Here is a 10,292-nt window from a genome sequence, read left to right on the forward strand (position 1 = left end):
AAGGTTTTGGAAAGTGCACGGGCATTAGTTTCGTAGACAGTACGATGATTCCCGTATGCCACAACATGAGAAGGAAATTCAACAAGGTGTTTGATGGGCTTGCCAAGAACGGAAAGGGAACGATGGGCTGGTGTCATGGTTTCAAGCTGCATCTGCTGTGCAACGAGATGGGCGACGTGCTCACCTTCTGCCTGACTCCCGCAAACGTGGACGACAGGGATCCCATGGTGTGGAAGGTCTTTACCAAAGTGCTCTACGGCAAAGTGTTTGCCGACAGGGGGTACATCAAGCAAGAATTCTTTGAGAACCTCTTCAACCAAGGTATCCATCTTGTTCACGGGCTCAAGTCGAACATGAAAAACAAGCTTATGCCCTTGTGGGACAAGATGATGCTGCGCAAGCGATATATAATAGAATGCATCAACGAATTGCTCAAGAACAAGGCCAACCTTGTCCATTCACGCCATCGCTCCGTACATAACTTCCTCATGAATCTCTGTGCGGCATTGGCTGCATACTGTTTCTTCGAGAATAAGCCCGAGGCACTGCCAGTGCGTATTGAAAAGAGTAGACAATTGGAACTATTCTAAGCAAATCCTTAACCCAAACTGGCGCAAAAGTTAGGGCTGAGTTAGGGCAAAACAATATCGATTCTGAACGAAACAAAGCGGCTGTTAATTAGCTGTTTACAGATATGTAGCACGTTATCTCGTGTAAATTACACCCCATTTGTTTGGCTATACGAAAACAAATGACTAACTTTGCGGTGTAACTAATACACAAGAAGTACTTATGGAAGAGAAAAAGTATGCGTACAAATACCCACATCCGTCGGTTACAGCCGATTGTATTATCTTCGGTTTCGATGGCGGAAAGCTGAAAGTTTTGCTTATAGAGCGAGGTCAAGACCCATATAAAGGCAGATGGGCATTCCCTGGTGGGTTCGTACAAATGGACGAATCGTGCGAAGACGGCGCGTTGCGCGAACTAGAAGAAGAGACAGCACTGAAAGGAACCACGGTGCAACAGTTTCACACTTACAGCGACCCTAACCGCGACCCACGCGAAAGGGTTATCACCGTTGCTTTCCTTGCACTAGTTAGAATACAAGAGGTGAAGGCAGGCGATGATGCCAGTAAGGCGCAATGGTTTGCCATTGACGAGGTGCCACAGTTGGCTTTCGACCACGATGTTATTCTTCGCGATGCGCTGAAACATCTGCGCGAGCGCATCCATTTTCAACCTATCGGCTTTGAATTGTTGCCCGAAAAGTTCACCATGCGACAGCTACAAAACCTCTACGAGTCTATTCTCGATGTGCATTTCGACCGTGGTAACTTCTCGAAAAAGATGCTCCACTTCAACATTCTCACGCCACTAGACGAAACTGTAAAGCCCACCCCAAAACGCGAAGCACGCCTTTACCGCTTTAATAAGGAAAGTTACGACGAATTAAAGCAAAAGGGATTTAGATTAGAATTTTAGGCATTTAAGTTTCTGAGTTTATCAGTTCGTGAGTTGGTAAACTTGCGGGGGCATGTGATTACAAGTTCATGAATTCATAAGTTTAGGATGAGAAAGTTCGGTAAATCCATAAAATTGTGAGTTTATGACTTCTTCTGCCTCTTCATTCTCACAAAGCCATAACTTAGAATGCTTGTCATTCAATATTACCCTTGCTAAAACTCATAAACGCATAAACTAAAAACTCACATACTCAACGCAATAAAAAAAACAATCGAAATGAAAGACCTACTTATCAGTGTGGCTGTTGGCGACATCGCCGGCATGCCCTACGAGTTTGACAATCGCACGAAGAATTACGATGATGTGCAGCTCTTAACTTCCCAAAGCACATATACCGACGATACGGTTTGCACTTTCGCTTGCGCAGAATCCTTACTCAATCATACCGACATGGCCACTACGTTATGGACAAGATGCCGCATGGAGAAAGGGCGAGGCTATGGCGGACGTTTCCACCAATGGTTAAATCGGCCCCAAGTTACACCTCCATACAACTCGTTTGGCAACGGAAGTGCCATGCGCGTAGCTGCTGCTGGATTTATGGCAACCACCTCAAACGAGTGCGTTAACCTTGCAACAAGCACCGTCATGCCTACCCATAACCACCCTGAAGGCATAAAAGGGGCGGTGGCTACGGCCTTAGCCATTTTTTACGCCATGCAAAACAAAAGCAAAACCTTTATCCGCGAAAAGGTGTTAGACGTCTACTATCCACAATGGACGGGGCGTTTGTACAAGGAAATACAACGCGATTATCACTTCGACGAGACGTGCCAAATAACCATTCCAGCAGCATTGATTTGCTTTTTAGAAAGCAACGACTATTCCAGCTGCATTAAATTGGCCATTGCTTTGGGCGGAGATGCCGACACGCTCGCGGCTATTGCTGGGCCTATTGCCTACGCACATTATAAAGACATGCCCTCAGAGTTGGTGAAAAACGCCAAAAACAAGCTGCCCAGATGGATGCTCGACGTTAGTAAAGCGTTCGACGAATACGTTGAAAAGACGCTTGAAAACTGCGATAGAGCCACAGAATAGGCATTAATGCCACAGTAAAGTGCGTTGAACAAAATGTGGAATTGGCACAAAGGTGATGTAAATCTATGGAGAGAAGGACAATTATCGCCTACAAAAAAGGTGCAAGTTGCTGGCTTTTTCTAGACCGGCAACTTGCACCTTTTTATCTTGCGAAACTGTTACTTACGTATATAGTCTTTCAATGCGTCTACATATTCGGCAAAGGCCGCGCGCCCCTGGGCGGTTATTCGGCAAACGGTTCGTGGGCGTTTGCCTTCAAAGCCCTTCTCCACTTCAATATATCCTGCCTGACTCAACTTGTCTATTTGCACGCTCAGATTACCCGCCGTGGCTTCTGTTTTCTCTTTTAAGTAAACGAAGTCGGCCTCATCAAGCCCCACGAGCAAAGAGACTACGGCCAGTCGAAGTTGCGAATGCAACAACGGGTCTAACTCTCTGAACATCATTTACTCGTTTTATTGTTTAACAAATGGCCTGGTATAATCATATTGAACACCGAAGCGAAAGCAAAAAGCAAATGCCACCACACGTAAGGGTGGGCAAAATACAGGCTGTTTAGCATGTAGAACGCAACGATTGCAGAAACCAATGGCAGATAGGTTATGGTATGATTACGAACGATTACGCCCGTCATCGAGGTGCCAACACTCACAAACAAGAGTGAGAACGGCATCATAAGCGTCATGTCGGAATTACGAGTAATGAAGGCAGAAGCCAACAAATACACAGTAGAAAGGCAGAACATCAGCCCCACAACCATCCAAACGCTATTGAGTGCACGATCTGTATAGGTAACCACCTTTGGTTTTTTAGACTTCCACGACACAATGGCCCAACACAAAAACATTAGCCACCACAGTCCCGAGAACTGGTTGCTATTGGTTAACTTAACACAAGCGAACACCACTATACTAAGAACGAATGCGAAATAACCAAAATAGAGAAATCGGTTTCCGCGACCTACTTCGAGGTTTTCTTTCGTCGATGCTATCATTCGAGCAATCAGTTCCAAACTCTCTTGCTCAGTAATTTTCTTCTCTTCCATTACTCATAATTTTTTAAGTTACACTTCTTTGTGAACGCCTTACCCACTGATAAGCTCCGGCCGAATAGCTGTTTGTTAGGCAATAAACAAGTTTACGTTATAAACTTTGCGGCGAAAAAAAATATTGGAACGCACCTTTTAGGAACTATTTCCATTGCAAAGATAAATAAGTTTATAATATAAACCAAGCGCATTGCAAAGAAAAGAGCATGCAGATGTAAAGATTTAACATTTCGACAGCCATTAAGGAGAATTGTAAGGAAGAAGAAAACAAACACACCACACCAACAGTTGCACATCTCAACACTTTCTGTCGACAAAACTTGCGCACTCGTCTGAATATGGCTAACTTCGCACCTTGAAACGGGCAAGCGCTGCAAAAGCTCTACAAACGGCTAGTGCCGTGAGCGAGATAAGCGAGCATTTGCCCTCTGAAATGAAGAAAATGAAACCGCGCGACAAAGAAATACTCAACATAGCCATCCCCTCTATCATATCAAACATCACCGTTCCGCTGTTAGGAATGGTGGATGTAGCCATCATGGGACACCTAGGTAATGCTGCATACATTGGCGCTATCGCCGTGGGCAGCATGATTTTCAACGTTATCTATTGGCTATTCGGATTCTTACGCATGGGAACAAGCGGCATGACCTCGCAAGCATACGGGGCCCGAAACCTTGAAGAGGTGACCAAACTGTTACTTCGTTCTCAGCTTATCGGCCTGCTTATCGCCCTCGCCATCATCCTTTTGCAATACCCCATTGCACAAGGCGCATTGTTCTTGATGCGGCCCACACCCGAAATCAGCCAAATGGCGCAACGCTATTTCAACGTCTGCATCTGGGGCGCACCTGCCATGTTGGGGCTATATGGTTTCATGGGATGGTTCATTGGCATGCAAAACACGCGCATACCCATGTTTATCTCCATCATGCAAAACGTGGTAAACATCTGCGTTAGCCTAGCTTTGGTGCTCTTTGCAGGCATGAACATCGAGGGCGTTGCCATCGGAACGTTGGTGGCACAGTGGTCGGGAATGCTCGCGGCCGTGGCGCTTTTCCTCACACAATACCGTCCCAAGCTGCGCATTCACTTTAACATGAGGGGCGTAATTACCCATACTGCCATGACGTCTTTTTTCAAAGTTAACCGCGATATTTTTCTTCGCACCCTCTTCCTTGTGGCAGTTAACTTCTTCTTTACGTCGGCAGGCTCGGCACAAGGCACAATGATACTGGCCGTAAACACGTTGTTACTTCAACTGCACACCATTTTTTCGTACTTCATGGACGGCTTTGCGTATGCTGGCGAGGCCGTAGGCGGCAAGTATTATGGTGCAAAAAACAAGCTGGCCTTCAACGATACCATCCGCCGTTTGTTCGTTTGGGGCGGCGCAATGGTGCTTGCGTTCACCTTATTATATACGTCAGGCGGACGTAGTTTCCTGGAATTGCTCACCAACGACCAACAAGTGATCGCCTCTGCCCTACCCTATTTCGGTTGGACCATCGCCCTTCCGCTTGCAGGTATGGCCGCTTTTGTGTGGGACGGCGTGTTTATTGGCATCACAGCCACACGCGGAATGCTCACCTCGTCGGCCTTAGCCGCCCTGCTTTTCTTTGCTGCGTTCTACCTGTTAAGGTCTTTTCTTGGCAACCATGCCTTGTGGTTGGCCTTCATTCTCTATCTTGCCAGCCGCGGATTGATACAAACTTACCTCTTCAAACGCATCGAGGGCGTGAAGGCTTTGCAGCAAACGTAATATAATAACAGAAGAAAAGGCAAAAAAGAAACATCCCCCTTGCTGACCATTGGCCAATAAGGGGTATGCTCCTTAATAGGTGTACAACCCTTAACCGCTACTGATTAAACGACCCACAACGTGGACAACGCCCCTTGGAATGCAGTGCTGCACCGCAGTTTCCGCAGACATAGCGACTGCGGTTGTAGGCCAAATATTGCCTAATGGCCCAATAACCATAGGCCAAGAGCAAGGGATAGCCCACATAATAAAGCGTGCTGATGCTGAAAACGATGTAGTTTACCGCACAAACACCTGCCAAACCACAGAGATAAAGCATGGCATCGCTAAACGGCAGCTTATGTCGAACATCGTCTATGGTGGCTAAACCGATGATGAGAATTGCCCAAACCGAAGCAAGAAAGACAGAAAGCAGCAGCGGAACTGTGAACGGATTGAGCGTGGGATGATAGTAAAAATGCCGCCAAGTGTCGGCCGCGAAGAGCTGAATGCTGGCATAAAACGTGGCCGATGCAGCTACAAGCAAGGCCAAGAGCGTGGGATAAAACGAGTCGATGTCACGCACATGCACCAAAAAGGCCTTCGCACGAACGATTTTAAGCGCCAAATACAACATGCCGATGACACATATCACCACGAGAAAGATGAGAAAATGCACATCAGAGAAGGTGGAAATGAACTGCGAAATGGGGTCGTCGGGTACGACATTGGGCAACAGTTGCGTCTCGTTTATCCAGCCAAAGGTAGACTGGTCGCGCGCCAACTGCACCCAAACAGAGTCTTCTCCGCTTGCAGGAACAATGCGAATGTCGGCCACAACCACATGGTCGTGACGTTTAATGTAAAGTGTGTCGAGCACAACATCGGTAACAAGCTCTTCGGGTTGCTGCCTAACGAGCGGCAGCGAGTCGGCTTTCACCACAAAGTTGTAGTTATTAGAATAATGGTGCGATGCCGAGAACGAAAGCGAATCGAGTTGTTCTTCGGTTAAGTCAGCTGTTCCTTCGTTATGCGTTGGCGGTTGATGGTAACAGCCCGAAAGCAGCAACAACAACGCTAACAAGGACACGATGTTAAGCATCAAACCCTTTTTCATATCATTCTGCATATAAGTCCATTTGACACTCAGCGCAATTAAAATCGAGCCTAAACCGCCTATTGTCGCCCAATTGCAGATATAACGGCTCTTTCCATGTGGGCTTTGTACCACCATGTTTCACACAATGCCCCAACGAAAACCGTATGCAATGGCGGCATTGCATCAGCAAAGCATCCTTGGGTTGGGGCTTTTTCACCTCGAAAGCATCGCCAATATCCGACAAACCTTCCGCTTCATAAAAGGCCTTCGACAAGTGGTTAGAGGCATTATAAAGGTACGAATGGCGCTTATACATGGGTGTCCATGCCAATGTTTGCTTGCGTTCGGGGGGTGTAGGCAACGTTCGTGGTTGGTCGGTAAGATGCAATGGCGGATTCATTAGTGCATCTGTGGCTCGCCTACGCAGGTCGGCCAACAGACTAGAAGGAATGAAAAGCCCTTCAACCGCAGGCTCCAATTCAACCTCCAAACAGGTGTAAGGCGTACTTCCAAGCTTAGTTAGCTGCCTAACAATGTTTTCGTGTTGCGGCTTTTGTGCCTGCTGATGTTCGCATGGCAAACTATCTACGCGCCGTTGCACGCATTCGCCACCATGAATAATGGCCGTTTCAAGCTCCACCCCATCGCTTGCCAACCGCAACTTCATGTGCAAAGGCACTTTTCGCACGGCTGTTTGACGGGCCAACACCTTGCCGAAAGCCTCATCGTTGTTACGATAGAGCGACATTCCCGGTTTCAATCCTTCGGGCATTTTCAGCGGAAAAAGTCGGTTCCCCTCGGCTCGATTTACCCGAAAGCCCACCAATTCGCGGTCGGCATTGATAAAGCAAAGCCCGTCGCCGTTGGCAAAACTAGCCGTAGTAGCCACGTTAAACGAATTGCCACGCAACTCCTTCACATGCCCAACATGCTCTCCCATAGCCTTAGGCGTATCAAAAGAGGCGATACCCTGCTGCCTTCCGTTGGCAAAATAGTCGGTATAGCCGCGGTTAAAAGTCTTTTTAAGGCTGGGTTCGAAGGCATATTCCACCTTGCCAAGCGATGCACGACAGTAACGTTGCGGATATTTTCGCACCAATTGGTTCAGCTTTTGACTGTATGCCGACACCACATTCTTAACATAGGCCATGTCTTTGAGTCGCCCTTCAATCTTAAACGAAGTGGCTCCTGCCTCTGCCAATTCCTCCAAATGATCTATCTGGCTAAGGTCTTTCATCGAAAGCAGATAGCGTTGGCGTTCGATAATCTTGCCCGTTGCATCTATCAAGTCGAACTTCATGCGGCAGAACTGCGCGCAAGCACCACGATTGGCACTGCGCGAAAAACAATGTTGCGACACATAGCACACACCCGAATAGCTAACACACAGCGCGCCGTGCACAAACACTTCAAGTTCGGCCTGCGGCAGTTGCTCGTGTATGCTCTTTATCTCGTCTATCGAAAGCTCTCGCGCCAAAACCACGCGTTCAAAGCCATGTTCCAGCAGCCAATTCACCTTTTCGGCCGAACGGTTATCGGTCTGTGTGCTGGCGTGCAAAGCTATTGGGGGCAGCTGCATTTTAAGTAAGCCCATGTCTTGCACCAATATGGCATCGGCTCCTGCGCGATACAGTTCCCAAATAAGGCGTTGTGTCTCGTCCAACTCATTTTCGTACACGATGGTGTTTACCGTAACATACACCTTTACCCCAAAGCGGTGAGCGTAAGTGCACAGCTCGGCGATGTCTGCAACGCTATTCCCAGCGGCAGCCCTTGCACCAAAACGGCTTGCGCCGATATATACGGCATCAGCTCCGTGGTCTACGGCCGCCATACCGCATTCTAGGTTCTTGGCTGGTGCAAGTAGCTCTAAATGTCTCATTCGCCTGTGGTTATTATTTAATGTCGTTGATGTTATATGGGGTTTCCTGATATACATAATAGTTTATCCAATTGCTGAACAGCAGGTTGGCATGCGCTCGCCAGGTAACGAGTGGCGGCTGCGTTGGGTCGTCGTTGGGGTAATAATGCTGCGGAACAGACACGCCTGCGCGCTTTCCCCAGTCGCGTTTAAACTCTGTGTCGAGCGTGTTGGGCGCGTACTCCAAGTGTCCCATGATGAAAAACTCGCGTCCGCCGCGCGCCATCACCATGCCCACGCCGCTATGTTCCGACTCTACCACAAGCGTTAAGTCCTCGTTTTGCACGATGTCTTCGCGCCTAACCTCGGTGTGCCTGCTATGTGGCATGTTGAAACGGTTGTCGAAACCGCGGAATATGGGCAGCAAAGGCAACAGCGGGGTTTGTTCAAACACGCCGAACATCTTCTCTTTTAACGGATGCTTGGTTATGCCATAATGGTAATACAGTCCTGCTTGTGCTGCCCAGCAGATGTAAAGCGTACTGGTGACATGGGTTTTAGCCCACTCGAAAATCTCCGTAACCTCTACCCAATAGCTCACTTCCTCAAACGGAAGATGTTCTACCGGCGCGCCCGTAACAATCATTCCGTCGAACTTCTGATTGCGCATTGTAGTGAAGTCTTCGTAAAAACTCATCATGTGTTCAATGGGCGTATTCTTCGGCGTATGGCTTTGCAGTTTCATAAAGCTCACCTCCAATTGCAGGGGTGTGTTAGAAAGCAGGCGTATAAGGTCCGTTTCGGTTGTTATTTTCAACGGCATGAGGTTGAGAACAACAATCCTAAGCGGCCGAATGTCTTGCGTGGTGGCTCTCGAACTATCCATCACGAAGATATTTTCACGCATAAGTATGTCTATTGCGGGTAACTTGTCGGGGATGCGTAGTGGCATTGCGGCTTACTTTAACAAAGCTAAACTTGAATATTGGCACGCGAACAAACAGCAAGGTGTTTGCTTTTGCACCTCGCACTCTTGCTTGCCTTATGCAAAGGTAGCAATTTTTGGCGAAACAAGAAAGCGGAAACGCGGGTTAGACGATGGGAATGGTTAACAAAACAAGCACTTGTAAACTCGTTTATCGGTCGACTTATCAACTTATCAACTCGCTAACTGATATACTTGCCAACTAATAGACACACCCGAAAACCTGAAACTAGCCTACTCGTCAACTTGTTTACTTGCTAAACAGCCAACATACCAACCCCTCTACTCACCAACTTGTTTACTTACCAACTCGCCAACTTGTTTACTTGTCAACCAGCCTACTCGTTAACTTGCCAACTTGTTTACTCGCCAACTTGTCTACTTGTTAACTCGTCCACTTTCCTACTCGTCAACCAGCCAACTTGTTTACTCGTCAACTTGTCTACTTGTTAACTCGTCAACTGGTCACCATTTGTCTTCTTTTCAGCATAATTTTTAACACTATGAGTACCCAAATCATCCACCAACCGCTCACCTTGTCTCAAAAAATCGATTCTCGCGAAGGTTAGTTTTGATCAAAAAGGAGGTAGCCCGTGCATGTGGCAAAGTGAATATTTATTTATAGAAACCGCCATTAGTACCACATTTGGGGCTATTTGCGGCTAAATGTACTGCAATTTGCTGCAAAATGCAGTGCGTTTTGATGCTAAACGCAAGGTAAAATGCCGCTAAATGCAGTGCGTTTTGGTGCTAAACGCAAGGTAAAATGGTGCAAAATGCAGTGCGATTTGCTGCTAAATGCAAGACGAAAAGCATAAATATCCACTGTAACAGTATAAACAAAACCTTTTAGAGCCAAGAAAAACATGGCTAAAATGGGCAAAATAGCCATTAAAAAGTGGGTTTTTAGGGGCAAAAAGTGGGTAATTGGGTGTAATAAATAATGAGTTGGCAAACAAAATAGAAAGGCTAAATGGTGCAAAATGCAGG

At 47.1% G+C, this 10,292-nt stretch carries 10 protein-coding genes; 4 read left to right on the forward strand and 6 right to left on the reverse strand.

What is annotated here, in order from left to right:
- The 3 genes from HMPREF2955_RS02130 to HMPREF2955_RS02140 form a co-directional block, all read left to right on the forward strand.
- A partial coding sequence (locus HMPREF2955_RS02130) for an IS982 family transposase (RefSeq protein WP_070720444.1) occupies positions 1-590 on the forward strand: 590 nt, incomplete at its 5' end.
- Between the two features lie 202 nt (positions 591-792).
- Positions 793-1,485 carry an NUDIX hydrolase gene (locus HMPREF2955_RS02135; protein ID WP_070720446.1) on the forward strand — a complete coding sequence of 231 codons (693 nt, stop codon included), beginning with the start codon at positions 793-795 and terminating at the stop codon, positions 1,483-1,485.
- 258 nt (positions 1,486-1,743) lie between these two features.
- On the forward strand, positions 1,744-2,568 hold the full coding sequence (locus HMPREF2955_RS02140) for an ADP-ribosylglycohydrolase family protein (RefSeq protein ID WP_070720448.1): 825 nt from the start codon (positions 1,744-1,746) through the stop codon (positions 2,566-2,568).
- A gap of 158 nt (positions 2,569-2,726) precedes the next feature.
- On the opposite strand, the gene HMPREF2955_RS02145 is transcribed toward HMPREF2955_RS02140, so the two are convergent.
- Positions 2,727-3,011, reverse strand: a complete 285-nt coding sequence (locus HMPREF2955_RS02145) for a winged helix-turn-helix domain-containing protein (RefSeq protein ID WP_044259821.1) — start codon at positions 3,009-3,011, stop codon at positions 2,727-2,729.
- The gene (locus HMPREF2955_RS02150; RefSeq protein ID WP_070720450.1) at positions 3,011-3,613 is read right to left on the reverse strand and encodes a hypothetical protein; all 603 of its coding nucleotides are present in this window, start codon (positions 3,611-3,613) and stop codon (positions 3,011-3,013) included. The genes HMPREF2955_RS02145 and HMPREF2955_RS02150 overlap by 1 nt, the downstream gene beginning before the upstream one ends.
- A gap of 445 nt (positions 3,614-4,058) precedes the next feature.
- Here HMPREF2955_RS02150 and HMPREF2955_RS02155 point away from each other — a divergent pair, with 445 nt between their 5' ends.
- On the forward strand, positions 4,059-5,378 hold the full coding sequence (locus HMPREF2955_RS02155) for an MATE family efflux transporter (RefSeq protein WP_070720476.1): 1,320 nt from the start codon (positions 4,059-4,061) through the stop codon (positions 5,376-5,378).
- 97 nt (positions 5,379-5,475) lie between these two features.
- On the opposite strand, the gene HMPREF2955_RS02160 is transcribed toward HMPREF2955_RS02155, so the two are convergent.
- The 4 genes from HMPREF2955_RS02160 to HMPREF2955_RS16450 form a co-directional block, all read right to left on the reverse strand.
- Positions 5,476-6,486: a beta-carotene 15,15'-monooxygenase gene (locus HMPREF2955_RS02160; RefSeq protein WP_070720452.1), complete on the reverse strand. Its 1,011-nt coding sequence runs from the start codon at positions 6,484-6,486 to the stop codon at positions 5,476-5,478.
- Positions 6,476-8,338 (reverse strand): peptidase U32 family protein, encoded by a 1,863-nt coding sequence (locus HMPREF2955_RS02165; protein ID WP_070720454.1) that lies wholly within the window; start codon positions 8,336-8,338, stop codon positions 6,476-6,478. The genes HMPREF2955_RS02160 and HMPREF2955_RS02165 overlap by 11 nt, the downstream gene beginning before the upstream one ends.
- Positions 8,339-8,351: 13 nt before the next feature.
- Entirely contained in the window at positions 8,352-9,269 is a 918-nt protein-coding gene (gene metA, locus HMPREF2955_RS02170) for a homoserine O-acetyltransferase MetA (protein WP_070720456.1), read from the reverse strand.
- 739 nt (positions 9,270-10,008) lie between these two features.
- Positions 10,009-10,292: hypothetical protein (locus HMPREF2955_RS16450; protein WP_246830044.1), on the reverse strand; the 284-nt coding region annotated here is incomplete at its 5' end.

This window comes from Prevotella sp. HMSC073D09, assembly GCF_001814145.1.
Taxonomy (GTDB): domain Bacteria; phylum Bacteroidota; class Bacteroidia; order Bacteroidales; family Bacteroidaceae; genus Prevotella; species Prevotella conceptionensis.